The organism is Pseudonocardia sp. Ae150A_Ps1, assembly GCF_001932315.1.
Lineage (GTDB): Bacteria > Actinomycetota > Actinomycetes > Mycobacteriales > Pseudonocardiaceae > Pseudonocardia.
In genome coordinates this window covers 1,670,401-1,693,995 of record NZ_MCIJ01000001.1, presented here as the reverse complement: position 1 = coordinate 1,693,995, position 23,595 = coordinate 1,670,401, and the positions used below count along the sequence as shown (strand labels likewise).

At 74.3% G+C, this 23,595-nt stretch carries 22 protein-coding genes, 2 pseudogenes and 1 riboswitch; of the genes and pseudogenes, 14 read left to right on the top strand and 10 right to left on the bottom strand.

Features of this window, described 5'->3' with window-relative positions; all coding sequences use genetic code 11:
- Window positions 1–6: 6 nt before the first annotated feature.
- Window positions 7–699 (bottom strand): MaoC family dehydratase, encoded by a 693-nt coding sequence (locus tag Ae150APs1_RS07580; protein ID WP_249266255.1) that lies wholly within the window; start codon window positions 697–699, stop codon window positions 7–9.
- A 302-nt stretch (window positions 700–1,001) separates the two neighbouring features.
- On the opposite strand from Ae150APs1_RS07580, the gene rsfS reads away from it, so the two are divergent.
- The 7 genes and pseudogenes from rsfS to Ae150APs1_RS34550 form a co-directional block, all read left to right on the top strand.
- Window positions 1,002–1,406 (top strand): ribosome silencing factor, encoded by a 405-nt coding sequence (rsfS, locus tag Ae150APs1_RS07575; RefSeq protein WP_010231471.1) that lies wholly within the window; start codon window positions 1,002–1,004, stop codon window positions 1,404–1,406.
- On the top strand, window positions 1,403–2,023 hold the full coding sequence (locus Ae150APs1_RS07570) for a histidine phosphatase family protein (RefSeq protein WP_010231474.1): 621 nt from the start codon (window positions 1,403–1,405) through the stop codon (window positions 2,021–2,023). The genes rsfS and Ae150APs1_RS07570 overlap by 4 nt, the downstream gene beginning before the upstream one ends.
- Window positions 2,016–2,759: a diglucosylglycerate octanoyltransferase gene (gene octT, locus Ae150APs1_RS31045; RefSeq protein WP_139316829.1), complete on the top strand. Its 744-nt coding sequence runs from the start codon at window positions 2,016–2,018 to the stop codon at window positions 2,757–2,759. Before Ae150APs1_RS07570 ends, octT begins: the two co-directional genes overlap by 8 nt.
- A complete protein-coding gene (locus Ae150APs1_RS07560; protein WP_075296624.1) occupies window positions 2,756–4,198 on the top strand; it encodes an FGGY-family carbohydrate kinase in 1,443 nt (480 codons plus the stop codon). Before octT ends, Ae150APs1_RS07560 begins: the two co-directional genes overlap by 4 nt.
- A gap of 33 nt (window positions 4,199–4,231) precedes the next feature.
- Complete coding sequence (locus tag Ae150APs1_RS07555; RefSeq protein ID WP_060575273.1) at window positions 4,232–5,092, top strand: DegV family protein; 861 nt, start codon at window positions 4,232–4,234, stop codon at window positions 5,090–5,092.
- Between the two features lie 126 nt (window positions 5,093–5,218).
- On the top strand, window positions 5,219–6,238 hold the full coding sequence (locus tag Ae150APs1_RS07550; protein WP_249266254.1) for a helix-hairpin-helix domain-containing protein: 1,020 nt from the start codon (window positions 5,219–5,221) through the stop codon (window positions 6,236–6,238).
- A pseudogene (locus tag Ae150APs1_RS34550) lies at window positions 6,235–8,454 on the top strand (ComEC/Rec2 family competence protein); the annotation flags it as partial. The gene Ae150APs1_RS07550 and the pseudogene Ae150APs1_RS34550, both read left to right, overlap by 4 nt.
- Before the next feature lie 246 nt (window positions 8,455–8,700).
- Here the strand turns inward: Ae150APs1_RS34550 and thrC are convergent.
- A complete protein-coding gene (thrC, locus tag Ae150APs1_RS07535; RefSeq protein ID WP_075296620.1) occupies window positions 8,701–9,966 on the bottom strand; it encodes a threonine synthase in 1,266 nt (421 codons plus the stop codon).
- A gap of 6 nt (window positions 9,967–9,972) precedes the next feature.
- A riboswitch (SAM riboswitch) is annotated at window positions 9,973–10,126 on the bottom strand.
- A gap of 127 nt (window positions 10,127–10,253) precedes the next feature.
- On the opposite strand from thrC, the gene holA reads away from it, so the two are divergent.
- Window positions 10,254–11,240, top strand: a complete 987-nt coding sequence (holA, locus tag Ae150APs1_RS07530) for a DNA polymerase III subunit delta (protein WP_075301803.1) — start codon at window positions 10,254–10,256, stop codon at window positions 11,238–11,240.
- Window positions 11,241–11,312: 72 nt separating this feature from the next.
- On the opposite strand, the gene rpsT is transcribed toward holA, so the two are convergent.
- Entirely contained in the window at window positions 11,313–11,576 is a 264-nt protein-coding gene (gene rpsT / locus Ae150APs1_RS07525) for a 30S ribosomal protein S20 (RefSeq protein ID WP_010233820.1), read from the bottom strand.
- Between the two features lie 309 nt (window positions 11,577–11,885).
- Between rpsT and lepA the strand changes: the two genes are divergently transcribed.
- Window positions 11,886–13,754, top strand: coding sequence for a translation elongation factor 4 (gene lepA / locus Ae150APs1_RS07520; RefSeq protein WP_010233824.1), 1,869 nt, complete (start codon window positions 11,886–11,888; stop codon window positions 13,752–13,754).
- A gap of 83 nt (window positions 13,755–13,837) precedes the next feature.
- Here lepA and Ae150APs1_RS07515 read toward each other — a convergent pair whose 3' ends face one another.
- Window positions 13,838–14,263 carry a MarR family transcriptional regulator gene (locus tag Ae150APs1_RS07515; RefSeq protein ID WP_010233827.1) on the bottom strand — a complete coding sequence of 142 codons (426 nt, stop codon included), beginning with the start codon at window positions 14,261–14,263 and terminating at the stop codon, window positions 13,838–13,840.
- A gap of 253 nt (window positions 14,264–14,516) precedes the next feature.
- Window positions 14,517–15,482 carry a zinc-binding dehydrogenase gene (locus Ae150APs1_RS07510; RefSeq protein ID WP_075296618.1) on the bottom strand — a complete coding sequence of 322 codons (966 nt, stop codon included), beginning with the start codon at window positions 15,480–15,482 and terminating at the stop codon, window positions 14,517–14,519.
- A gap of 44 nt (window positions 15,483–15,526) precedes the next feature.
- Here Ae150APs1_RS07510 and Ae150APs1_RS31945 point away from each other — a divergent pair, with 44 nt between their 5' ends.
- Complete coding sequence (locus Ae150APs1_RS31945; RefSeq protein ID WP_010233832.1) at window positions 15,527–15,700, top strand: hypothetical protein; 174 nt, start codon at window positions 15,527–15,529, stop codon at window positions 15,698–15,700.
- A 6-nt stretch (window positions 15,701–15,706) separates the two neighbouring features.
- Here the strand turns inward: Ae150APs1_RS31945 and Ae150APs1_RS07505 are convergent, their stop codons facing one another.
- From Ae150APs1_RS07505 to Ae150APs1_RS07495, 3 genes are read right to left on the bottom strand one after another with little or no spacing between them, the layout of a single operon-like run.
- Window positions 15,707–16,558 carry an NAD-dependent protein deacetylase gene (locus Ae150APs1_RS07505; RefSeq protein ID WP_075296616.1) on the bottom strand — a complete coding sequence of 284 codons (852 nt, stop codon included), beginning with the start codon at window positions 16,556–16,558 and terminating at the stop codon, window positions 15,707–15,709.
- A gap of 38 nt (window positions 16,559–16,596) precedes the next feature.
- Window positions 16,597–17,406 (bottom strand): enoyl-CoA hydratase-related protein, encoded by an 810-nt coding sequence (locus tag Ae150APs1_RS07500; RefSeq protein ID WP_082398855.1) that lies wholly within the window; start codon window positions 17,404–17,406, stop codon window positions 16,597–16,599.
- 10 nt (window positions 17,407–17,416) lie between these two features.
- On the bottom strand, window positions 17,417–17,866 hold the full coding sequence (locus Ae150APs1_RS07495) for an OsmC family protein (protein WP_075296614.1): 450 nt from the start codon (window positions 17,864–17,866) through the stop codon (window positions 17,417–17,419).
- Window positions 17,867–18,144: 278 nt separating this feature from the next.
- On the opposite strand from Ae150APs1_RS07495, the pseudogene Ae150APs1_RS07490 reads away from it, so the two are divergent.
- A pseudogene (locus Ae150APs1_RS07490) lies at window positions 18,145–19,005 on the top strand (LLM class F420-dependent oxidoreductase).
- Between the two features lie 6 nt (window positions 19,006–19,011).
- Here Ae150APs1_RS07490 and Ae150APs1_RS07485 read toward each other — a convergent pair.
- Window positions 19,012–19,257 (bottom strand): hypothetical protein, encoded by a 246-nt coding sequence (locus tag Ae150APs1_RS07485; RefSeq protein ID WP_010233846.1) that lies wholly within the window; start codon window positions 19,255–19,257, stop codon window positions 19,012–19,014.
- A gap of 316 nt (window positions 19,258–19,573) precedes the next feature.
- Between Ae150APs1_RS07485 and Ae150APs1_RS07480 the strand changes: the two genes are divergently transcribed.
- From Ae150APs1_RS07480 to Ae150APs1_RS07470, 3 genes are all read left to right on the top strand, one after another.
- A complete protein-coding gene (locus Ae150APs1_RS07480) occupies window positions 19,574–20,026 on the top strand; it encodes a ribonuclease domain-containing protein (protein ID WP_010233850.1) in 453 nt (150 codons plus the stop codon).
- Entirely contained in the window at window positions 20,023–20,385 is a 363-nt protein-coding gene (locus tag Ae150APs1_RS07475; protein ID WP_010233853.1) for a barstar family protein, read from the top strand. The genes Ae150APs1_RS07480 and Ae150APs1_RS07475 overlap by 4 nt, the downstream gene beginning before the upstream one ends.
- Window positions 20,386–20,584: 199 nt before the next feature.
- Window positions 20,585–22,708 (top strand): FAD/NAD(P)-binding protein, encoded by a 2,124-nt coding sequence (locus Ae150APs1_RS07470; RefSeq protein ID WP_249266253.1) that lies wholly within the window; start codon window positions 20,585–20,587, stop codon window positions 22,706–22,708.
- Here Ae150APs1_RS07470 and Ae150APs1_RS07465 read toward each other — a convergent pair.
- On the bottom strand, window positions 22,611–23,525 hold the full coding sequence (locus Ae150APs1_RS07465) for a sulfite exporter TauE/SafE family protein (RefSeq protein WP_075296612.1): 915 nt from the start codon (window positions 23,523–23,525) through the stop codon (window positions 22,611–22,613). The genes Ae150APs1_RS07470 and Ae150APs1_RS07465 overlap by 98 nt on opposite strands.
- Window positions 23,526–23,595: the final 70 nt, after the last annotated feature.

Below are 23,595 nucleotides of genomic sequence, written 5' to 3'. Positions count from 1 at the left end.
CCCGGATCAGCCGGTGAGCTCGGCCGACCCGCGGTCGAGCACCACCTCGCCGTCGACGGCGGTCCGGAACACCGGCCCGGCGGCCGTGCTCCAGACGGAGACCGTCAGCACCTGGCCGGGCAGCACGGGCCTGGTGAACCGCGCGTCCATGGCGGCGAGCCGGGTCGCGTCGCCGTCGCAGGCGGTCTCGACGAGCGCCCGCGCGGTGAAGCCGTACGTGCACATGCCGTGCAGGATCGGCCGGTCGAAGCCGCCCCGGGCGGCGAAGGCCGGATCGGAGTGCAGCGGGTTGCGGTCCCCGGTCAGCCGGTAGAGCAGCGCCTGGCCGGGCGAGGTCCGGTAGGTCACCCGGTCGTCGGGTGCCCGGTCTGGGATCGGGGACGGCGCGGCCGCCGCGCCGCGGGACCCGCCGAACCCGCCCTCGCCCCCGACGAACACCGACTTCACGGCCGACGCGAGCGGAGCCCCGGTCTCGGCGTCGACCGCGTCGGCGCGGGTGCGGACGAGCGCACCCGACCCCTTGTCGAGGACCTCGGTGACCGTCGCGGTGACCCGGGCCCGGCCCTCGACGGGCAGCGGGGCGGCCAGCCGGAACGACTGCTCGGCGTGCACGAGACGGGAGTGGTCGATACCCCCGAGATCGACGACGGCCTTGCGGGTGAGGGTCTCGGCGAACGACGGCAGCACCACGGTGCGCACACCGTCGGTGTTCTCCGTGGTCAGCGACAGCTCGGCCAGCGGCTACTCGGCGCCGGCGCCCACGGCGAGCGCGTAGAGGAGCACGTCGTCACGCGCCCACGCGACGTTGACCGGCTCGCACTGCGTGCCCTCGAGATCGGGGGCCAGGGCCATGGGGAGTCTCCTTCGACTTCTCCACCGTGATCACCGCAACCTATCCCGTGAGGTGCCCGGCGCCCAACCCCCGCGGGACCGGCTGACACACTGGGGGACCGTCGGACGAGTCCGTCCGCGACACGAACACCCGGGAGACGTGAGGCGCAGTGACGGCATCACCGGAGGCGATCGAGCTGACGAAGGTGGCGGCGGCCGCCGCGGCGGACAAGAAGGCCGTCGACATCGTCGCCCTCGACGTGTCCGACCAGCTGGTGATCACCGACTGCTTCGTGCTGGCGTCGGCGCAGAACGAGCGTCAGGTCCAGGCGATCGTGGAGGCGGTCGAGGAGAAGCTGCGGGAGCGCGGCAGCAAGCCCACCCGCCGCGAGGGCGACGCCGACAACGGCTGGATCCTCCTCGACTTCACCGACATCGTCGTGCACGTGATGCACAACGAGCAGCGCGGCTTCTACGGCCTGGACCGGCTGTGGAAGGACTGCCCGACGATCGAGGTGCCGCACGCGGTGCCGTCGGACGCGAGCAGCGGGACCGACGAGGACGGCGCCGGATGACGCTGCGCCGGATCACCCTGCTCCGGCACGGCCAGACCGAGTACAACGCCGGTGGCCGCATGCAGGGTCATCTCGACACCCGGCTCACCGACGAGGGCCGTGCCCAGGCCGCTGCGGCCGCGCCGCTGCTGGCCGGGATCCCGTTCGACCGGATCGTGACCTCGGACCTGAGCCGCGCGCACGACACCGCGACCGCCGTCGCCGGGGCGACCGGGCTGCCGCTGTCGGTGGACAAGCGGCTCCGCGAGACGCACCTGGGCGACTGGCAGGGCCGGACCGTCGCCGAGATCGAGGCCGACGACCCGGGCGCGATCGCCGCGTGGCGGTCCGATCCGCGGTGGACACCGCCCGGCGGCGAGTCCCGCGTCGACGTCGTCAACCGCTCGCTGCCGGTCGTCGCCGAGCTCGACGCCGCGTACGCCGACGACCCCGAGGAGCGGTCCGTCCTGCTCGTCGCGCACGGCGGCATGATCGCCGGGATGGTCTGCGGCCTGCTGGACCTGCCCGAGTCGGCGTGGCCGGTGATCGGCGGGATGGGCAACGCGAAGTGGTCCGTCGTCGCCCGCCGCGCCGACCACCCGCGCTGGCGGCTCTCGGGATACAATATCGGTGCCTGACCTGCTGGTCGTCGCGGACTCGCTGGCCTTCCACGGTCCCGAGCGGCCCTACCCGGCGGACGAGCCGCGGTTGTGGCCCAACCTCGCCGCGGCCCGCCTCGGTGGGCGCGCGGAGCTCGTCGCCCGTGCCGGGTGGACGGCGCGGCACGCGTGGTCGGCGGTCAGCGGCGACCCGCGGGTGTGGGCGGTGCTGCCGCACGTGGACGCCGTCGTGCTGGGGGTGTCCGGGATGGACTCGCTGCCCTCGCCGCTGCCGACGGCGCTGCGGGAGCTGATCCCGGCCCTGCGCCCGGCACCGCTTCGCCGCGTGGTCCGGGACGGCTACCGGCGGGCGCAGCCGGTGCTGGCGCCGCTCCTCGCGGAGCTCCCCGGTGGCGGTCCCGCCACGCTCCCGGCCCGGCTGACCGCGTCCTACCTGGAGCGGTGCCGCTCCGCGGTGCACGCGCTGCGGCCGGGGCTGCCGGTGGTCGCGCTGCTCCCGTCGGTGCACCGCGCCGCCGACTACGGCCGGGTCCACCCGCACCGCGCCGCCACCGAGACGGCGATGCGGGCGTGGGCGGCCCGCGCACCCGGCGTCACCCTGCTGGACACGGCAGCGCTCGTCGGCGATCACGTCCTCGGCGGGCACGGCAACCCCGACGGCATGCACTGGGGCTGGGCCGGGCACCGGGCGGTCGGTACGGCGCTGGCCGACGAGCTGGGACGACGTCTGCCGGTCCGGTCCGAGCAGCCGTGACGCTGCTCGGGATCGACCTCGGCACGACGTCGGTCAAGGCCGCGGTGTTCACCGCGGACGGTGTCCGGGTCGCCGCCGCGAGCCGTCGGCACGTCACCCGCCGCCCCGCCCCCGGGCACGCCGAGCAGGATCCGGCGGACTGGTGGGACGGCCTGACCGGTGCCGTCGCCGACCTCCGGGCGGCCGGCGCGCTGCGGGACCTCACCGCCGTCGGGCTCTGCGCGCAGGTCAACACGCACCTGTTCACCGGTGCCGACGGCATCCCCGTGCACCCGGCGATCACCTGGCAGGACGGCCGGTGTGCCGCCGTCGCCGCGGCCCTCGGCGACCGGCTCGACCCCGAGGAGCGGGCCCGGGTACGCGGTGGCCTGGGCACCGTCGACGCCTCGCACCCCGCCGCCCGCGCGGCCTGGCTCGCCGGGCACCGCCCGGACGTGTGGTCCCGGGCCGAGCGTCTGCTGGCCCCGAAGGACTGGCTGCTGCTCCGGCTCACCGGCGCCGCGGTCGCCGACCCGCTGTCGTCGATCGGCGCGGTCGGGCCGGACGGAACCTACCCGGACGGGCTGGACCTCCTCGCCCCCGGGCTGACGGGGATGCTGCCGCCGCTCGCGGACCCGGCGTCGGTCGCCGGGGAGACCACCGGCGCCGGTGGCCTGCCGGCCGGGCTGCCCGTCGCCGTCGGGACGATGGACGCCTGGTCCGCGCTGCTCGGCGGCGGTGTCGCCGAGCCGGGTGACGCCGTCGACGTCGCGGGGACCTCCGAGGTGCTCGCGATGGCCGCGCGGCCAGGTGGCGGCGCGCCCGGCATCGTCACCTTCCCCACCTGGCGCGGGCTCCACGTGCACGCCGGACCGACGCAGGCCGGCGGCGACGCGCTGACCTGGGCGTCCGCCGCTCTCGGCGCCGGGGTCCCGGAGACGCTGGAGCTCGCGGGGCAGGCGGGTCCGGGGAGCGGCGGGGTGCTGTTCCTGCCGCAGCTCGCCGGCGAGCGCGCCCCCCTGTGGGACCCGGAGCTGCGCGGCCACTGGCTCGGCGCGACCTTCGGCACCGGACGCGCCGAGCTTGCCCGCGCGGTGCTGGAGGGGGTCGCGCACGCCGCACGGCACGTCCTCGCCCCGCTGGAGGCGGCCGCCGGGCGGCCCGCCACGACGCTCGCCGCCTGCGGTGGCGGCGCCGGCAGCGACCTCTGGTGCCAGGTCAAGGCCGACGTCCTGGACCGCCCGCTGCGCCGCACCGCCGAGCGCGACGCCGGCGTCCTCGGCGCCGCGATGCTGGCGGGGCTGGCCGTCGGTGCGGCGGGGTCGGTGGGGGAGCTGGCCGGGCGGATGGTGCGCGTGGACCGCGAGTTCGTCCCCGATCCGCGCGTGCGGGGCCGGCTCGACGACGCGCACGGGCGCTACCTCGCGGCACAGGAGGCGCTGGCCCCGCTGTTCCGGTGATCAGGACCGGCCGGCCACCGGTAGGGTCCGGCCGTGCCCAGCTCCCCGGTCGCCGTGGTCACCGACTCCACCGCCTACCTGCCGCCCGGGGCGGCCGACCGGCGCGGGGTGCACGTCGTGCCGCTCGAGGTGCGGATGGGGGAGCGGACCGCCCGCGACGGCGTCGACGTCACCCCGGCCGAGCTGATCACCGCACTCGCCGACCGGAACCTCACGGTGCAGACCTCACGGCCCGCACCGGCCGCGTTCGCCGAGCTCTACCGGGAGCTCCTCGACGCCGGGGCCCGCGAGATCGTGTCGGTGCACCTGTCCCGCGAGCTGTCCGGCACCTGGGACGCCGCCCGGGTCGCGGCCGACGAGATCGCCCCGGACCGGATTCGGGTCGTCGACTCCCGGGCGATCGCGATGGGCCTCGGGTTCGCCGTGCTCGCCGCCGCCGACGCCGCCTGCGCCGGTGCCGACGGGATCGCGGCCGAGGCCGCCGCGACGGCCGTGAGCGCCCGCTGCCGGGTGCTGTTCGGGGTGCAGGACCTGGAGCGGCTGCGCCGTGGCGGGCGGATCGGGGCGGCGTCCGCGCTGCTCGGGGCGGCGCTGTCGGTGAAGCCGCTGCTGCACCTCGCCGAGGGCCGGATCGCCCCGCTGGAGAAGGTCCGGACGACGTCGCGGGCCACCGACCGGCTGGTCGCGCTCGCCGTCGGGGCGTCCGGCGGGCCCGGGGCCCGGCTGGCCGTGCACCACCTGGGAGCCGAGGAACGGGCCGAGGACATCGCCGACCGGCTGCGCGAACAGCTGCCCGACGCGGCCGAGTTCCACGTGTCCGAGGTCGGTGCGGTGATCGGGGCGCACGCCGGTCCCGGTCTGGTCGGGGTCGTGGTGGTCCCCGCGGAGTCCTAGCACGCTGCACCGACGGTCACGGCCCGCCGGGCGCCGTGCGGGCCCGGTCGTCCCCAACCTGGCCGGCCGTCCACAGCCCCGCGGATCGTGGGTGCGGCGGGTCGATCCGCTCCTAGCGTCGGAGGCGTGACCACGACGAACGCCTCCCGTGACGCATCCCGGCGGCTCGCCGGGCTGGGCGGTCGTCCGCGCGCGGTGGGACCGGTCACCGGGCGGCACCCGCTCGATCCGCCGACGGTGCCGCTGCCGGCCCCGCCCGACCCGGGCACGGGGCACCCGCCACCGGGGTGGTGGCCCGGTGAGCCGCGCGGGCTCCACCCGGATCCGCAGCGGACCGACGGCGACGGGGACCATCCGCTCGCCCGGTTCCCGGCGGGTCCCGCTGCCACCGGCCCCACCACGGAGGACGGCCCACCACACGGTGGTCGACCGTCCTGGTGGCGCCGGACGGCGCAGCGGTGGCTGCCGTCGTCGCTGGCCGGAGCCCGGGTCGATCCCGGCAGGCCCGGTGCGCTCGCCCTCCTCGCGGTCGTGCTCGTCGGAGCCGTCGTGGCCGGGATCGGCGTGTGGTCGAACCGGCCCACCGCGCAGCCGGTCGCCGGGCTCCCCGAGGTGGCCGCGCCACCGGCGACAGCTGCGCCACCTGCGGCACCGGGGGACCCGGTCGCCGCCGCACCGGTGACCGCAGGGCCGCTGGTGGTCAGCGTCGTCGGAAAGGTGCTGCGCCCGGGCCTGGTCCGGGTCCCGGACGGCGCCCGTGTCGCCGACGCCGTCGACGCCGCCGGGGGAGCGCTGCCCGGCACCGATCTCGCCGCCCTGAACCTGGCCCGCCGGGTCGGCGACGGCGAGCAGATCGCGATCGGCGTCCCGCCCGCCGCCGACGGCGCCCCGGTGCTGCCCGCACCCGGCGGGGAGCCCGTCTCCGGCGGCGAGCCCGGTGGCGATCCCGGGAGCCGCACGGTGGACCTCAACACTGCCACCGCCGCCGATCTCGACGCGCTGCCCGGCGTCGGCCCGGTCACCGCGAAGAAGATCATCGACTGGCGGTCGGCGAACGGGCGGTTCAGCCGGATCGAGCAGCTCCGCGAGGTCGACGGCATCGGCGAGCGCCGGTTCTCGCAGCTCCAGGCGCTGGTGACGGTGTGAGGACCGCAGCGGACCGTTCCGCCGCCACCCACGACGACGCCGGGGAGTGTCCCGCGCCCCCGGACCTCCGGCTCGTCCCCGCGGCACTCGCCACCTGGGGCGCTGTGCTGGCCGGCCTGCTCGGAGGGCCACCGGGCGGGATCACGGCCGCCCTCCTGGCCGCCGCCGCGGTGCTCACGGCGCTCCTCCGCTCCCGGATCAGCGCCCGCGCCGCGGCGTCCGGCTCGACGGTCGTGGCGGCCGGTGGGTGCGCGCTCGTCGCCGCGGTGCTGGTGACCGGGCACGCCTCGGCCCTCGCTGCTCATCCACTGCGTGCGCACGCCGACCGGGGCGCCGCCGCGGAGGTGCGGGTCCGCCTCACCGACGATCCGCGCGTCCTGCGCAGCACCGTCGGCGGCGACGAGGCAGGGTCCGCCCGTGCCACCGCGCTGGTACCGGCCGAGCTGCTGTCCGCCACCGCGGGGGACGACACCTGGGACACCGGCGGCCGGATCCTGCTGCTGGCACCGGCCGACACCTGGAGCGACCTCCTGCCCGGGCAGGAGGCCTCCGCCGCCGGGCTGCTGGCTCCGGCACAGCGCCCCGACCTGACGACGGCGGTGCTGCGGGCGCGCGGATCGCCGGGCGACGTCACGGCTCCGCCGTGGTGGCAGACGGCGGCCGGATCGCTGCGCGACGGACTGCGCGACGCCGCAGGCCGGGCGCTGCCCGAGGCACCGGCCGGGCTCCTGCCGGGCCTGGCGGTCGGGGACGTCCGCGCCCAGCTGCCCGAGACGGAGCAGGACTTCCGCACCGCCGGTCTCGCCCACCTCACGGCGGTCTCCGGTGCGAACGTCGCGATCGTCACCGGGGCAGTGCTGCTCCTGCTGCGCCTGTTCCGGGCCGATCCCCGGTTCGCCGCGGCGGCCGCCCTGCTCGCACTCGTCGGCTTCGTGGTGCTGGCCCGGCCCTCCCCGTCGGTGCAGGGGGCGGCCGTGATGGGCGCCGTGGTCCTGGCGGCCCTCGCCGCCGGTCGCGCGCGGTCGGCGGTGCCCGCCCTGGCGTCGGCCGTGCTCGGCCTGCTGCTGTACGACCCGGCGCTCGCCGTGGACGCCGGGTTCGCGCTGTCGGTGGTCGCGACCGGAGCCCTGGTACTCCTCGGCCCCGGCTGGACGGCGGCCCTGACGGCGCGCGGCCTGCCGTCCGGACCGGCCGAGGCGCTCGTTGTGCCGGTGGCGGCGGCCGTCGCCACCGCCCCGCTGATCGCCGGGCTGAACGGGCACGTCGGGCTGGTCACGATCGTCGCGAACCTGCTCGCCGCGCCCGCCGTGGCACCGGCGACGGTGCTCGGGGTGCTCGGCGCGGTGGTCTCCGCGGTCAGTCCCGGGGCGGCCTGGCTCTGTGCCTGGCTCGCCGGGCCGTTCGTGCACTGGCTGGTGCTGGTCGGGGACCGGGCCGCGGCCGTACCCGGCGCGACGGTGCCCTGGCCCGCCGGGACCGGCGGGGCGTTGCTCCTGGGCGCGCTGCTGTTGGGCCTGCTCGCGATGGGCCGGGTGCCACGGCTGCGGGCGCTGCTGGTGGCGCTGCTCGTCGGGCTGCTGATCGTGCTGGTCCCGACCCGGTTCGTCCCGCCGGGCTGGCCGCCGCCGGGCTGGCGGGTGGTCGCCTGCGACGTCGGTCAGGGCGACGCGCTCGTGCTCGCCACCGGTCCGCCCGGGCACGCGGTCCTGGTCGACACCGGTCCCACCGACGACGCGATCGGTTCCTGCCTGGACCGGCTCGGCGTCCGGGTCCTCGATCTCGTCGTGATCACCCACCTGCACTCCGACCACGACGACGGCCTCGCCGGGGCGCTGCGCGGCCGCGCAGCCGGCGGGATCGCCGTCGGCCCCGTCCGGGAACCGGCCTCCGGGCTGCGACAGCTCACCGCGGTCGCCGGACGCGCCGCCGTCCCGGTCGTCGAGCTGTCCCGGGGCGTGGCGCTGGGCTGGCCGGGCCTGCGGCTCGACGTGCTCGGGCCGGTGCACCCGATCGCGTCGGTCGACGGCGAGGACGGCACCGCGGTCAACGACGGCTCGCTCGTGATGCGGGCGAGCACCCCGGCCGGGTCGGTGCTGCTCACCGGTGACATCGAGCTCGCCGCGCAGGACGACCTGCTCGCCTCCGGCAGCGACCTGCGGGCCGACGTGCTCAAGCTCCCGCACCACGGCTCCCGCAAGGTCGTGCTGCGGTGGCTGGACACGGTCCGGCCACGGGCCGCGCTGATCAGCGTCGGCAACGGCAACACCTACCGGCACCCGAGCCCGGAGCTGGTGGACCGGCTCGAGCGCTCGGGGGTGTCCGTCGCGCGCACCGACCGTGCCGGTGACGTCGCGATCACCGGCGAGGACCCGGGCGGGCTGACGCTGGTGGCACGCGGCGACCCGCGCCCCGCACCGGGCCGGCGCGGCCGTGGCTCCCGGCCCGGCCCGGTGCGGAGGGGCTCAGGAGCGGTGCGCCAGCGCCTCGCGCACGGCGGCGCTGGTCGAGGGCACGGTGGCCGTCGGACCGACCTGGCCGGACACCGCGTCGAGCGTCTTGAGGCCGTCACCGGTGATCATCAGGACGGTCTCGGCGTCCGGGTCGAGCGCGCCTGCCTCGAGCAGCTTCTTCGTCGTGGCAACCGTGACACCGCCCGCGGTCTCGGCGAACACGCCCTCGGTCTCGGCCAGGAGCCGGATGCCGGCGACGACCTCGTCGTCGGAGACGTGGGCGACCGAGCCACCGGTGCGGCGCACCGAGTCCAGGACGTACGGACCGTCGGCCGGGTTGCCGATCGCCAGCGAGCGGGCGATGGTGTCCGGCTTCTGCGGCTGGATCCAGTCGTGGCCGGCCTCGAAGGCCGACGCGACCGGGGAGCAGCCGGTGGCCTGCGCGCCGAACACCGTGTACGGCGTCGGCTCGACCAGGCCCAGCTTGCCCAGCTCGGTGAAGCCCTTGTCGATCTTCGTGAGCTGCGAGCCGGACGCGACCGGGACGACGACCTGCTGCGGCAGCCGCCAGCCGAGCTGCTCGGCGACCTCGAAGCCCAGGGTCTTGGAGCCCTCGGCGTAGTAGGGGCGGACGTTGACGTTCACGAACGCCCAGTCCTCGTGCTCGGCGGCCAGCTCGGTGGCGAGCCGGTTGACGTCGTCGTAGTTGCCGTCGACCGCGAGCAGGGTGCCCCCGTACACCGCGGTCGTGACGATCTTCGGCTGCTCCAGCGAGGAGGGGATGAGTACGACCGAGTCCCAGCCGGCGCGCGCGGCGGCGGCCGCGACGGCGTTGGCCAGGTTGCCGGTCGAGGGGCAGCAGAGCACCGAGAAGCCGAGCTCGCGGGCGGCGGCGAGCGCCACCGCGACCACGCGGTCCTTGAAGGAGTGCGTGGGGTTCCCGGTGTCGTCCTTCACCCAGAGCTTGCGCACCCCGAGCGCCCTGGCCAGGTTGTCGGCCTCGATGAGCTGCGTCAGCCCGGGCTCGGTGTTGCGGTACTGCTCGACGGTCGACGGGACCGGGAGGAGGTCCTTGTAGCGCCAGATCGACTTCGGGCCGGCCTCGATCGACGCGCGGGTCACCGCGGGGAAGTCGTAGGCCACCTCGAGGGGCCCGAAACACTGGGGACAGGCGAACTCCGCGGCCAGCGGCACCTCGTGCCCGCACTCCCGGCAGGAGAGGGCACGGGCGGGGCCCAGGTCGTAGGACGTCGTTTCGGGCACAGCAGTGAGAGTCACGAAATCTCCTCATCTGTCCCGCCGGGGGTGGCGGGTCGGAATTGGCACCGTGTTCGTCGACGTCCTGGCTGCGCGAGGTGCGCAGGGTCGGGCGGATCGTCGTGCGACGCCGGTTGCCGGGGCTTCTACGGGCCGTTCCCTCTGCCCCTCTGGATGAGCCATATGCGGTTGTGTCGCCCGGAGCAGGTCCGGAGCGGGACTGACGTTACGCGAACCGGTGCCGGACCGGCCAGCCGATCCACCCGGATCGGGACGCGACTCACCGGTCGGTGGAGGCGTGGGCCACCATGGAGGGCGTGAGCCGGACCCGTGACACCGCGCCGCCCGATCCGCTGCAGCTCGTGGTCGGCGACGAGGAGTTCCTCGCGGAACGGGCCGTGTCGGACCTGGTCCGCCGCGTCCGGCAGCAGGATGCGGAGGCCGAGCTTCGCCGGTTCCGGACCTCCGAGGTGGCTCCCGGCGAGCTGGCCGGTCACCTGAGTCCCTCGCTCTTCGCCGAGGCCCGGGTGATCGTGCTCACCCACGGCCAGGACGCGACCAAGGACATGGTCGCGGCGATCGCCGACTACGTGCGGGACCCGGCCGAGGGCATCGTCCTGGTCGTCCAGCACGCGGGTGGCGCCAAGGGGAAGGCGGTGCTCGACCTCCTCCGCAAGGCCGGAGCGCACGTCACGACCTGCAACCGGATCACCCGGGCCGACGAGCGCTCCGAGTTCGTGCACGCCGAGGTCCGCCGCAACGGCGGGAGCATCACCAACGGTGCGCTCGCGGTACTCGTCGAGGCGGTCGGCTCGGACCTGCGCGAACTCGCGGCGGCGGCCGGTCAGCTCGTGTCCGACACCGGCGGGACGATCGACGAGGCCGGGGTGCGCCGCTACCACCGTGGCCGGGCGGAGTCCTCCGGCTTCGCGGTCGCCGACGCGGCGGTGGCCGGTGACCGCCGGGGCGCCCTGGAGGCCCTGCGGTGGGCGCTGGTGCTCGGCGTCCCGCACGTGCTGATCGCCGACGCGCTCGCCGACTCCGTGCGGACGCTGGCCAAGGTCGGGTCGGCCGGTCGTGGCGACCCGAACCGGATGGCGGGTGAGCTCGGCATGCCGCCGTGGAAGATCCGCAAGGCGCAGGGCCTGGTCCGGCAGTGGCACCCCGAGCAGCTCGCCGTCGCGATCGCGGCGACCGCCGAGGTGAACGCCGACGTCAAGGGCGTCGCGGCCGATCCCGGGTACGCCCTGGAACGGGCCGTCCTCGCCGTCGTGGATGCCCGCGGCGCCCGCTGAGCACCACCCCGACACACGACGACGGCGCCACCCCGGTGCGGGATGACGCCGTCGTGCGGTGGAACAGGAGGCTCAGGCGCCGACCTTGTTCAGGCGCTTGGCCATGGCCGACTTGCGGTTCGCGGCCTGGTTCTTGTGGATGACGCCCTTGCCGGCCGCCTTGTCCAGGGCCTTGGCCGCCTTGCGCTGCAGCTCGGCGGTGTTCTCGCTGCCCTGGTCGGCCGCCTCGCGGAAGTTGCGGATGGCGGTCTTGACCGTGGACTTCACCGACTTGTTGCGCTGACGGCGCTTCTCGTTGGTCTTGACACGCTTGATCTGCGACTTGATGTTGGCCACGTCTGCCTCTGGTCTTCCTGCCTGCTGGATTCGGCTGGTCTGCTTGCTCTGCGTCCGGTCCGCTTCGGCGGCACCGAACGGCAACGCTGGAGAGAGGGTCCAGGCCGTTTCGGGCGAGCACGCCGAGCGCTCGAAGAACAAGGTTACCAGCGGGGTCCGCCACCCCCGCCGCGGGTCACCACGCGGAACCCGCCCGGGCCGCCGCGAGGGCCCGGCGGCCCGGTACCACCCGCCTCTCCCGTGCGACATGGGACGATGGGGTGCGAGTGCCAGTGCCCCGACGCGACTGCGAAAGCCGAGTACAGCCGAGTGACGACGTACGCCGACCGCACGTTCACCCCGCCGGAGCGCATCCGGAACTTCTGCATCATCGCCCACATCGACCACGGCAAGTCCACCCTGGCCGACCGGATGCTGCAGGTGACGGGTGTGCTCGGGGATCGCGACTACCGGGCCCAGTACCTGGACCGGATGGACATCGAGCGCGAGCGCGGCATCACGATCAAGGCGCAGAACGTGCGTCTGCCCTGGACGGCGAAGAACGCCGACGGCGAGCCGACCGAGCACGTCCTGCACCTCATCGACACCCCCGGACACGTGGACTTCACCTACGAGGTGTCCCGCGCGCTGGAGGCCTGTGAGGGCGCGATCCTGCTGGTCGACGCCGCACAGGGGATCGAGGCGCAGACCCTGGCCAACCTCTACCTGGCCATGGAGAAGGACCTCCACATCATCCCGGTCCTCAACAAGATCGACCTGCCGGCTGCCGACCCCGAGAAGTACGCCGCGGAGATCGCGCACATCACCGGCTGCGACCCGGAGGACGTGCTGCGCTGCTCGGCGAAGACCGGGGAGGGCGTCGAGGCGGTGCTGGACGCCGTCGTCGCGCAGGTCCCGCACCCCGTCGGCGACGCGGACGGCCCGGCCCGGGCGATGATCTTCGACTCGGTCTACGACACCTACCGCGGCGTGGTGACCTACGTCCGCGTCGTGGACGGGAAGCTCTCGCCGCGCGAGCGGATCAAGATGATGTCCACCGGCGCCGAGCACGAGCTGCTGGAGATCGGCATCGTCTCCCCGGAGCCCAAGCCGTCCGACGGCCTCGGCATCGGCGAGGTCGGCTACCTCATCACCGGTGTGAAGGACGTCCGCCAGTCCAAGGTCGGCGACACCGTCACCTCCAAGCGCCGCGGCGCCGAGACACCGCTGACCGGGTACCGCGAGCCGAAGCCGATGGTCTACTCCGGGCTCTACCCGATCGACGGCTCGCAGTACCCCGACCTGCGCGAGGCGCTGGACAAGCTGCAGCTCAACGACGCCGCGCTCACCTACGAGCCGGAGACGTCGGCGGCGCTGGGCTTCGGGTTCCGCTGCGGGTTCCTGGGCCTGCTCCACCTGGAGATCACCCGTGACCGGCTGGAGCGCGAGTACGGCCTCGACCTGATCTCGACGGCCCCGAACGTCGTCTACGACGTGACCACCGACGACGGCGTCGAGATGGAGGTCACCAACCCCAGCGACTGGCCGGTCGGCAAGGTCGCCGAGGTCCGCGAGCCGATCACCAAGATCACCATCCTGGTGCCGTCGGAGTTCGTCGGCACCGTCATGGAACTCTGCCAGAGCCGTCGCGGCCAGCTCGGCGGGATGGACTACCTGTCCGAGTCCCGCGTCGAGCTGCGCTACACGATGCCCCTCGGCGAGATCATCTTCGACTTCTTCGACGCCCTGAAGTCCCGCACCCGTGGCTACGCCAGCCTCGACTACGAGGAGGCCGGCGACCAGGTGGCCGACCTGGTGAAGGTCGACATCCTGCTGCAGGGCGAGGCGGTCGACGCGTTCTCGGCGATCGTGCACAAGGAGTCGGCGTACTCCTACGGCACGTCGATGGCGACGAAGCTGCGCGAGCTCATCCCGCGCCAGCAGTACGAGATCCCGATCCAGGCCGCCGTCGGCTCGCGGATCATCGCCCGCGAGACGATCCGCGCGATCCGCAAGGACGTCCTCGCCAAGTGCTACGGCGGTGACATCAGCCGGAAGCGCAAGCTGCTGGAGAAGCAGAAGGAGGGCAAGAAGCGGATGAAGACGATCGGCCGGGTCGACGTCCCGCAGGAGGCCTTCGTGGCGGCGCTGTCCACCGGTGGCGGCCAGGCGACCGCCGCCGAGAAGCCGAAGAAGTAGCACCGGGACGCAGGACGGGCCCGGATCCCCGAGGGGGTCCGGGCCCGTGGTGTACGTGGTGGGGGCGCGGGGAGCAGGGAGCTCTACATGACCGAGCCTGCGCGCGGGCCGGGGATCGTGCTGTCGCACGGGGCGGGGCGGGCGGGGGAGCGTCGCGGGGAGAGGATGCGTTGCACGCGCTGGCACACCGACTCGACGACGGTGCGCCCCTCCGCCGACAGGTGCACCAGCACGCGACGCCGGTCGAGCGGGTCGGCCGACCGGTAGGCCAGCTTCTTCTCGACCAGGCGGTCCACGATGCGGGTGGCCGTCGGGGCGGGCAGCGCGGTGTGTCCGGCGACCTCGCCCATGCTGCGGCCGGTGCCGCGGGCGAGCATCAACAGGACGCGCCAGCCGTCACGGCTGACGTCGGTCGCAGAGGGGTTGGTGGACAGGGCTGTGGCCACGGCGTGGTCGACCCGGTCCAGGAACTCGACGACACCCGCGGCTCCAGGCGTCGGGGCCGCCATGGTGGCAGTCCCCGACGCCCGTCGACTGAAAGGCTCGGTCACGATGACGGACTGTACTTGCCGTTCGCCCGAAATCCGACACTGTGCTGGGAAAACCGTTCACGAGCGCCGGGCGGTCGTCACACTGCGGTGACGGACCGCCGTTCGACCAGGGGAGATTCATACCGCGCGCCGGGGTCCGTACGGATTACGAATGGATCACACCCGCATCTCGTAACGGTTCGGAGCCGCGGCGCGATCCCCCCCCTGCCGATCAGCGCGTGAGGACGATCTTTCCGGCCGTCTGCCCGGCCGACATCGCCTCGAACGCCTTCCGCGCGTCGTCCATCGGCAGCTCGGTCCCGATCTCCGGGGCGATGCCGGCCGTCGCGACGAACTCCATGAGATCGGCGAGCTCCTGCCGGGTCCCCATCGTCGAGCCGACGACCTCGAGCTGCAGGAAGAACAGCCGCTGCAGGTCCGCCGGCGGGTTCGGGCCCGAGGTCGAGCCGCAGATGACGATCCGCCCACCGGGGCGCAGCGCCCGCATCGAGTGCTTCCAGGTGGCCTCGCCGACCGACTCCATGACGGCGTCGACCTTGCCGGGCAGCTTGGCCCCGGACTCGAACGTGGCGTGCGCGCCGAGCCGCTCGGCCAGCGCGCGCTTCTCCTCGTCCCGGCCGGTGACCCACACCTGGAACCCGGCCGCCCGGCCGAGCTGGACCAGCGCCGTCGAGACGCCGCCGGACGCGCCCTGCACGAGCACGGTCTGCCCCGGCTTCAGGCCGGACTTGGTGAACAGCATCCGGTACGCGGTCAGCCAGGCGGTGCCGAGCACGGCGCCCTGCGAGGGGGTGAGCCCCGTCGGGGCGGGGACGGCGTTGCGCGCCGGGACGATCACCTTGTCGGCCATCGTTCCCTGGTGGCGCTCGGTGAGCAGGGTCCGCTTGGGGTCGAGGGTCTCGTCGCCGCGCCAGTCCGGGTCGCCGATGATGGGGTAGAGGACGACCTCGGTGCCGTCGTCGAGGGTCCCGGCGCCGTCGCAGCCGAGGATCATCGGGAACTGGTCGGGCTTGATGCCGACCCCGCGCAGGGTCCACCGGTCGTGCATGTTGAGGCTGGCGGCGGAGACGTTCACGGACACCCAGCCGTCCGGGACCTGGGGGTCGGGCCGCTCGCCCACGACGAGCGAGTCGAGCGGAGCGTCGGCGTTGGGCTCACTGGCGTACACGGCGAACATGGGTCCGAACCTAACGCGTGCGGGCACGTACTACCGTGTGGAGTGTGCGCACGATCATCGACGCCTGGGACGCGTTCGAGCTGTGGCTGACCCAGCTGCCGTTCGTGTTCCAGACCGTGTTCGTGACCGTCGTGGTCCTGCCGCTCTGCGCGCTCGTCGCGATCGGGATCGACCGGGCGACCCGCCGATTCGACCGGGCGCCGGACCAGGAGTCCTGAGGGCTCTCAGACCGGCTGCGCGGCCAGGGCGCCCAGGGTCTCCGAGCAGCCCGCGTCGACCCGCAGGTCGGCGAGTTCGTCCCCGCGGGTGATCCCGCGGTTCACGATCACGACCGGCACCCCGGCCCACCGGCACGCGCGGACGAAGCGCAGCCCGGACATCACCTGCAGCGAGGACCCGGCGACGAGCAGCGCGCCGTCGTCCGGGGTGAGCGAGCCGACCAGCGCGTAGCAGCGGGCCACCCGGTCCTTCGGGACGTTCTCGCCGAAGAACACGACGTGCGGCTTCAGCACCCCGCCGCAGGCCGCGCACGGTGCGATCCGGAACCCGTCGGTGATCTCGACGGCCGCGTCGCCGTCCGGTGCGGTTTCGACCTCCGCGCTGTGCGCCTCGGTGAACCCCGGGTTCAGCGCCGTCAGCCGCGCCTGCAGGACGTCGCGCGGGGTGATCCGGCGGCAGTCCAGGCAGACGACCTCGTCGATCCGGCCGTGCAGGTCGATGACGCCGCGGTGCCCGGCCACGCCGTGCAGCCCGTCGACGTTCTGCGTGATCAGCCCGTCGACGATCCCGGCGGCCTCCAGCGCGGCGAGCGCGACGTGCCCCGGGTTCGGGTCGGCGCGGCGCATCCGGCCCCAGCCGACGTGGCTGCGCGCCCAGTACCGGCGCTGCGCGGCCTCGCCGGAGACGAACTCCGAGTACGTCATCGGGTTCCGCGGCCGTGATCCCGGCCCCCGGTAGTCGGGGATGCCGGAGTCGGTGGACAGTCCCGCGCCGGTGAGGGCGACGAGCCGGCGTCCGGCCAGCAGGTCCAGGGCCGCATCCGGGTCGGTGGTGACGACGGGCGCCGGGACGGTCATGGTCCCAGGGTAGACACCGACCGGCGGAGAGACCCGGGTCAGTCCTCCACCCAGGACGGCGAGCGCTTCTCCCCGAAGGCCCGGATGCCCTCCTGACCCTCCTCGGAGGCGAAGTACGACGCCGACAGCGCGTTCATCGCCGCGAAGTCCTCCGCCATCGCGGGCCGCTCCCGGCGCAGCATCGCCTTCGCCCCGGCGAGGGCGCCGGGGGCACCGAGCCGGAGCATGCCGGTGTAGCGCCCGACCTCGGCGTCGAGGTCGTCGTCCGGCACCGCGCTGTTGATCAGGCCGATGCCGGCGGCGCGGCGGGCGTCGAACGTCTCGCCGGTGAGGAAGAGCTCGTGTGCGGCGCGTGCGGAGAGTCGCGGCAGCACGGTCACCGAGATCACCGCGGGGACGACGCCGATCCGGACCTCGGAGAACGCGAACGTCGCCCGCTCGGCGGCCACCGCGACGTCGCACGCCGCCACGATGCCGACGCCCCCCGCGCGGGCCGGTCCGGCGAGCCGGGCGACCACGGGCTTGGGGGAGTCCCAGAGCGTCGTCAGGATCCGCGGGACCTCGGTGACGCCCTGCTGCTCGGCGCCCGCGCCCCGGGACTCCTTCAGGTCCATCCCTGCACAGAACACGGTGCCGGTGTGGGTCAGGACGAGCACGCGGACGGCGTCGTCGGCGATCGCCGCGTCGAGGTGGGCGATCAGCTCCCGGCGCAGCTGCGCGGACAGCGCGTTGCGGTTGTGCGGGGAGTCCAGGGTGATCGTCGCGACCCCGTCGGCGACGTCGAGGTGGACCAGTTCTGCGGCGTCTTCTGCGGCGTCGGTGCCGGGTGCGTCACTCACACCCGGCACCGTAGCGCCGTCAGGCCCTGGTCCAGTTGCTGGTGATCGTCACACCGGCCAGTGCGAAGAGCTGGGACACCGGGCAGCGCCGCTCGGTCTTCTCGGCCAGCCGCTGCAGCTGGTCGTCGGTCGCGTCGGAGGCGATCCGGGCGTCGACCCGGAGGTTCTGGAAGGTGGTCTCGCCGTCGCGGTGCGTGCCGGTGGTCATCGTCGTCGGGTTGAAGTCGGCCGCGACGTCGAACCGGACGTGCTCGATCGTGATGCCGAGCTCCTGGGCGACGATCGCGCTGGTGACCTGGTTACACGACGACAGCGACGCCAGCGTGTAGGCGAGCGGGCTGGGGTGCTCGTCCTTGCCGCCGAAGGCGGGGTAGGCGTCGGTCTCGATGGTGTAGTCGGCGCCGTCGACCGCGACGGTCTGCGCGACGCCGGTGCCCTGGCCGCTGACGGCGAAGGTGACGAGGGGCATGGGGATCTCCTGTGCTCGGGACTGCGGGGGGACGGTGCGGGTCAGGAGGCCCGACAGGTCGCGCCCTGGGTCCGTGCCAGGTCGAGGTGCAGCCGTCGCACGAGATCGGTCACCCGGCCAGTCAACCGCAGCCGATCGGTCGTGCGCGACATGAGGGACGCGACGCCGGCGACGCCGAACCGGTGAGGGGGTCCCGTACGAAGCCGGCTGGCGGCGCGCACCCGGACGGGTCTACGCTTCAAACGGAGAGTCCTCCGTTTATGGGATGAGGAGTGCACGTGAAGATCGGACTGCACATCGCGGACTTCACCTGGCCGTCCGGCCCCACCGGACTCGCCGACGATCTCACACGGATCGCCGTCGCGGCCGAGGAGCAGGGCTTCGCACGGGTGAGCGTGATGGACCACGTCTGGCAGATCCGCCCGGTCGGGCCGATCGAGAACGACATGCTCGAGGCGTACACGACGCTGGGCTACCTGGCGGCACGGACCGAGAAGGTCGATCTGCTGACCTGGGTCACCGGCGTGACCTACCGGGACCCCGGCCTGCTGGTGAAGTGCGTGACCACGCTCGACGTGCTGAGCAAGGGGCGGGCCTGGCTGGGCATCGGCGCCGCCTGGAACGACGAGGAGGCCGCCGGGCTCGGCCTGTTCTTCCCGCCCACCGCCGAGCGGTTCGAGCGGCTGGAGGAGACGCTGCGGATCGCGCTGTAGATGTGGAGCGACGACGACGGCCCCTTCGACGGCGAGCACTACACGCTGACCCGGACGATGAACGTCCCGCAGCCGGTGCGACGCCCGCGCCCCCCGATCCTGATCGGCGGCGGGGGCGAGAAGAAGACGCTGCGGATGGTCGCCCGGTACGCCGACGCCTGCAACCTGTTCGGCGGCCCCGACCTGGAGCACAAGCTGGACGTCCTGCGCACCCGCTGCGAGGAGGTCGGGCGCGACTACGACGAGATCGAGAAGACGGTGATGGCACGGCTCGACCCGGCCGACCCGAAGGCCACGGTCGAGGAGCTCCGCGGTTACGCGGCGCTCGGCGTGCAGCACGTGCACACCATGGTGCCCGGTGTCTCGGAGATCGAGCCGCTGCGGGTGTTCGGCTCGGAGATCATCCCGGCGGCCGCCGAGATGTGAGGCCGGTCAGCGGTGGTGCTGGCGCGGCACGGTGCGCAGGACGGCGATCTGCTGGTCGAGCTCGGCGGCGATGAGCTCGGCGTGCAGGTCGGCGGAGGCGCCGTCGTGGGTGGCGAGCGCGCGGTGCCGGCGGACCAGGTCGTCGAGCGAGTCCAGCAGACGGTCCACGCGCGTGCGCTCCTGCGGCGGCTCGGCGGGCTCGGGGCCGGCCGCCGGTACTGCGTCGACGGGGCGGGTCAGCTCTGCGGTCATGCGACGTTCTCCGTTGAACGTGTCGGGGGAGGGTCGGGTCGTGGGTTTCGCGATCGATCCAGTGTCTCGACTCCGTTGTACCCGTGTCAGCCGAGTTTTACGTCCCGTAGAACACGGGTGCGACGCAGGACACGGTGACCGGGTGCCACAAGTCGGTGACCGGTCGTGATCATCGCCGGTCCTGGGCCCGGATCAGCGCCCGGCGGGCGAGCGGCAGGTCGATACCGGGGCGAATGCGGAAACGCCACGTGACCGGTCGATGGCGGTTCGTCGCGAGATCTGTACCGGAACGGGTGACTGTCCTAGCGTCCGGAACATGATCGTCACCCCGTCGGCGCGCGGTCCGCGCGCCCTGGTCGTCGTCCTCCTGGCGGCGCTGCTCGGTGCGCTGGGCCTCGCCCTCCCCGCCGCCGCGTCGGCGGCCCCCGCCGTCCCCGCTGGGGTCTCGGCCGTCGCCCCTGCCGCCGTGCCGGGCGAGGAGTCGGGCCTGCCGGTGCGCGGGCTGTCGTCCCTGCCGGCCGAGGCCCGCGACACCTACGACCTGATCCGGCAGGGCGGGCCGTTCCCGTACTCGCAGGACGGGACGACCTTCCAGAACCGGGAGGGCATCCTGCCGCCGGAGTCCTCGGGCCACTACTCCGAGTACACCGTCGAGACGCCGGGCCTGAGCCATCGCGGCGCGCGCCGGATCGTCACCGGATCGGACGGCGAGTACTACTACACGTCCGACCACTACGCGTCGTTCGTCGTGGTAGACGTCTCGGCGTGACGACGCTGCCTCGTGAGCCCGCCGGAACCACCCCCGCCGTCGAGACGGCGAGGGGACGGGCGGGCCTGGTCGCCGTCGTCGACGGGGCCGCGGACCGGACCACCACCCTGTCGGCGTTCGGCCGGGCCCTGAGCTTCCCCGCCTACTACGGCCACAACCTCGACGCCCTCGAGGAGTGCGTGCGCGACCTGTCCTGGCTGCCCGCCGGGCCCGTCGAGCTCGTCTGGGAGGACGGGCCGCTGCGGGCCGCCGACCCCGGGACGCACGAGGTCGTCACCGCGATCCTCGCCGACGCGGTCGTGGCCGCCGGCGGCACCGACCGGCCGCTGCACGTCACCCTGGCCGGCCCGGCGGCCTGACCGGCGCGGTGGTGCGGAATCCACCGCCCCCTGGTGGTGTTGTCCGAGGGAGACGACGGCCGGCCGGGAGGGGAGGTGTGACCTACCGTGACAGGTGTGGACCTCCGCCTGGTGAAGCGTAGGCACCTGGACCTCTGCCGGCTGCGCCCCGGTGTGTGACGACGCGGCACCCGCCCGTCGGCCCACACCAGGAGCGTCCATGTCCCGTCCGGAGAACGAGCACCGCGCACCCGCGGTCGTCGTCGTCGGCGCCGGCCCGCTCGGCGCCGGTGTCCTCGAGCGGATGGTCGCCGGTGCCCCCGGGCTCTGCGGCGACGCGCTCGGCGGGCCCGGGCTCGACGTCCATCTCGTCGATCCCTACCCGGCCGGGGCCGGTCGGATCTGGCGGCACGCCCAGTCCCCGCTGCTGGCGATGAACTCGATGGCCGCCGACGTCACGATGTGGACCGACGACTCGGTGGTCTGCGACGGGCCGATCGCGCCCGGCCCGTCGTTCTGGGAGTGGGCCCAGGAGCTGCGCGGACACGGCGACCCGGAGACCGAGCTCGGCGCCGAGGCGGCGGCCGAGCTCGCGACGGTGACGGCGTCGACGTTCCCCACCCGCCGGCTGCAGAGCCACTACCTGTCCGCGGTGCTGCGCGAGGTGATCGCCCGCGCCCCCGCCGGGATGCGGATCCACCTCCACCGCACCACCGCCGAGTCCCTCACCGAGGACGGCGACGACCAGCTCGTCGGACTGGCGGACGGCCGCACGCTGCGGGCCGACGCCGTCGTCCTCGCCTCCGGGCACCTCGACGCCACGCCGACGGGCGAGGAGTGCGCGCTCCGCGACCGGGCCGGGGAGCTGGGGCTGCGCTACCTGCCCCCGGAACAGACGTCGGACTCGGACCTGTCGGTGATCGCGCCGGGGGAGACCGTGCTGGCCCGCGGGCTGGGGCTGGCGTTCGTCGACCTCGCGGCGCTCCTGTTCGAGGGCCGCGGCGGACGCTTCGTGCCCGACGCCGACGATCCCGACCAGCTCCGCTACGTCCCGTCCGGCCGGGAGCCGGTGCTGGTCGCCGGGTCCCCGCGCGGCGCGACGTACCACTCCAAGACGCACTACCAGCTGCGCGGCGGGCGCCCGACGGTGCCGCACTTCCTCACCCCCGAGGTCACCGACCGCCTGATCGACGGCGGCGGGCCCGTGGACATGCGCGAGCAGGTGTGGCCGCTGATGGCCAAGGAGATCGGCCGGGGCTGGTACCACGAGCTGTTCCACGGCCACCCGGACCGCGTCCGGACCGGCTGGGACGAGTTCGCCGCGCGGTTCGACGAGGTACCGCACGGGTCGCCGGAGGAGGCAGGGCTGATCGCGACGACCGTCCCCGACCCGCTGGACCGGCTCGACCTGACCGCGCTGGACCGGCCGCTCGACGGGGTGCGGGCGCCGGATCTCGACACGCTGCAGCCACTGGTGCGCGAGCGGATCGCCGAGGACCTGCGGCAGCACGTCGACGACCGGCACACCCCGCACCTGGGCGCGTTCGTGGCGATGCTGTCGGTCTACACCGAGACGACCCGGCTCGCCGGGTCCGGCGTGCTCTCGCCGCGGTCACGCGCGCGGGACCTGCCGTGGTGGCAGAGCTTCTTCAACTCGGTCGCCTCCGGCCCGCCCGGTTTCCGGGTCCGCGAGCTGCTCGCGCTGTCCCGCGGCGGGCACCTGAAGTTCCTCGGCGCCGGCATGGACGTCACCCTCGACGACGCCGGTTTCCACGCGACCAGCTCCACCCTCGACGGAGCGGAGCCGGTGACGGCGCCGGTGCTGGTCGACGCGCGGCTGCCGGACCCGAGCCTGTCCCGGACGTCCGACCCGCTGCTGGCCGGGCTGCTGGCGGCCGGCCAGGCGGTCGAGGAGGTCCTGCACGACGACGACGGCACCCCGCTGCGCAACACCGGCCTGCTGTCGGTGCGCCCGGCCGACGGCGCCCTGCACACCGCGTCCGGTGCGGTGCACGAGCGGCGGTTCGCGGTCGGGCCGCACACCACGGTCAAGGTGGCGGGCGCCTTCACGCGTCCCCGGGATGAACGCGCAGAGCCTGCGCTACAACGACGCCGTCGCCCGCGCCGTCCTGGGTGCGCTGCCGGGAGCGGCCGCGCGCGCGACCCCCGCGGCCTGACCGCCGCACGCAGGCCCGAGGGGTCGCGCGCGGCGCTCCGGCGACGGGCGGAACGGCCCCGGTGCCGGGTCAGTCCCGCGAGGCGACCGGCTCGGCCTCGGCCGGCAGCGCCGCGCCCTCCTCGCGGCTGCGCCGGAGCTTCGTCACGGCCACCGAGACCGCGGTGATCCAGGCCGCGACGACCACGACGTAGGTCGCGACGGTCGTCACCGTGCCGACGTCGAGCGCCTTCAGGATGGTGCGGGCGTTGGTGAGGATGATGATCCCGCCGACCGCGGTGCCCAGCACCGGCGCCGGGATCTTCGTGACCAGCCAGGCGGCCAGCGGCGCGGCGAGGATGCCGCCGATCAGCAGCCCGCCGATGGTGTAGGGGTCGAGGACCTCGTGGCCGATGCCGATCAGGAAGCCGAGGCTCGCGGCCACCGCGACCATGAACTCCGAGGTGTCCACCGACCCGACGACGGTGCGCGGCGCGGTCTTGCCGGCGCCCAGCAGCGCGGGGGTCGAGACCGGGCCCCAGCCGCCGCCACCGGAGGCGTCGACGAACCCGGCGACCAGGCCGAGCGGCGACAGGAACTTCGCCCCGTGCGGCGACCGGCGTGCGGTGGCGACCTTCGGCGGCCGCACCGAGAACCGCAGCAGGATGTAGACGCCCAGCGCGAGCAGGATGCCGGACATGTACGGCGCCGCGTTCTCGGTGGACAGCGCCGACAGGGCCGTCGCGCCGAGGAAGGCGCCGACCGCGCCGGGCACGCCCAGCTTCAGGACGAGCTTCCAGTCCACGTTGCCGAAGCGCCAGTGCGCGGCGCCGGACGCCAGCGTCGTCCCCACCTCGGCGAGGTGGACCGAGGCACTTGCGGCGGCCGGGTTGATGCCGGCCACGAGCAGGAGGCTGGTGGAGGTGACGCCGTAGGCCATGCCCAGGGCGCCGTCGACGAGCTGGGCGAGCAGTCCGACGACGGCGAACACGATGAGGGTGCGCATGATGATGCGTGGTCTCTCTCGGGTGGTGGTGCGGGACGGAGCGGGACGGGTGCGCAGTCGCGCCGGACAC

Coding starts and splice junctions, on each gene's coding strand:
- Ae150APs1_RS07570 (WP_010231474.1), top strand. CDS start 1,403: ATGACGCTGCGCCGGATCACCCTGCTCCGGCACGGCCAGACCGAGTAC.
- holA (WP_075301803.1), top strand. CDS start 10,254: ATGGAGGGCGTGAGCCGGACCCGTGACACCGCGCCGCCCGATCCGCTG.
- Ae150APs1_RS07515 (WP_010233827.1), bottom strand. CDS start 14,263: ATGGCGGCCCCGACGCCTGGAGCCGCGGGTGTCGTCGAGTTCCTGGAC.
- Ae150APs1_RS07510 (WP_075296618.1), bottom strand. CDS start 15,482: ATGTTCGCCGTGTACGCCAGTGAGCCCAACGCCGACGCTCCGCTCGAC.
- Ae150APs1_RS07505 (WP_075296616.1), bottom strand. CDS start 16,558: ATGACCGTCCCGGCGCCCGTCGTCACCACCGACCCGGATGCGGCCCTG.
- Ae150APs1_RS07495 (WP_075296614.1), bottom strand. CDS start 17,866: ATGCCCCTCGTCACCTTCGCCGTCAGCGGCCAGGGCACCGGCGTCGCG.
- Ae150APs1_RS07485 (WP_010233846.1), bottom strand. CDS start 19,257: ATGACCGCAGAGCTGACCCGCCCCGTCGACGCAGTACCGGCGGCCGGC.
- Ae150APs1_RS07480 (WP_010233850.1), top strand. CDS start 19,574: ATGATCGTCACCCCGTCGGCGCGCGGTCCGCGCGCCCTGGTCGTCGTC.
- Ae150APs1_RS07470 (WP_249266253.1), top strand. CDS start 20,585: ATGTCCCGTCCGGAGAACGAGCACCGCGCACCCGCGGTCGTCGTCGTC.
- Ae150APs1_RS07465 (WP_075296612.1), bottom strand. CDS start 23,525: ATGCGCACCCTCATCGTGTTCGCCGTCGTCGGACTGCTCGCCCAGCTC.